Annotated in this window: 1 protein-coding gene; it reads left to right on the top strand. The window is 32.6% G+C overall.

Going from position 1 to position 868, the window contains the following annotated elements; all coding sequences use genetic code 11:
• The first annotated feature begins 258 nt into the window (after positions 1 to 258).
• Positions 259 to 864, top strand: coding sequence for an acyltransferase family protein (locus AB840_RS15420; protein WP_159445844.1), 606 nt, complete (start codon positions 259 to 261; stop codon positions 862 to 864).
• Positions 865 to 868 lie beyond the last annotated feature (4 nt).

Genomic DNA, 868 nt, shown 5'->3' on the forward strand with positions numbered 1-868 from the left:
CGCTTAAACCGTCAGCGAAGTGTTTTCCCAAGTTCACAGGCTCTGCTCAAGGCGTTGTACCTGTCCACTTTCGAAGCTGCCAAGAAATGGACCATGCCGCTTCGGAATTGGGGAAAGGTGAGAGGCGAACTGGTCATCATGTACCCTGACAGATTACTGGCATGATAGTTCTAGCAAAATGACGATTTATTAACTCTTTATTAACTATCATAGAAGACCTTATTTACAGACTTTTCTTCATAGCCCCTCATTGGATTGGTGGTTTTTTCAATTATCCCTACTGTTACTCGTGATATGTGGATGGAAGGCGCCAATAACATTTTCATATTTATTATATTGTATGCTATTGGAGCATATATACGACTTTATCATGTTAATTTATTTCCTAAACATAATTTTCTTATAGCAGCTATTATATTGCTCTTTATGTGGAGTAGCATAGTGCTTATTAAGCATGTCGATACATCTTATGGAAAAAATGTCGATTTATTTTTATTGGTGTGGGAAATGATGAAAACGCCTGTCATTCTTTGCTCTATCTTTTTATTTACTGGATTTAAAAATTTAAATATTCATTTACCTTCATTTATTAGTTTTGCTTCATCCTCAGTATTTGGTGTGTATTTAATCCATATAGGACGAATGCAGAAATACATTTTCCAAGATTTGTTTAACGATACTTATATTTTCCAATCACCATATTTTATTGTTTGGTATATGGGGGTAACATGCATTGTATTTGTAGTATGTACTTTAATAGATAAAATACGTATTCGTTTTATAGAAAGACCGTTTATGAAAATAATAGATAGACCTGTATTAAAAATTAATGAGTATTTGAAGAAATATGATTTAATATCTTAGAAAT

The organism is Megasphaera cerevisiae DSM 20462 (assembly GCF_001045675.1).
Lineage (GTDB): Bacteria > Bacillota > Negativicutes > Veillonellales > Megasphaeraceae > Megasphaera > Megasphaera cerevisiae.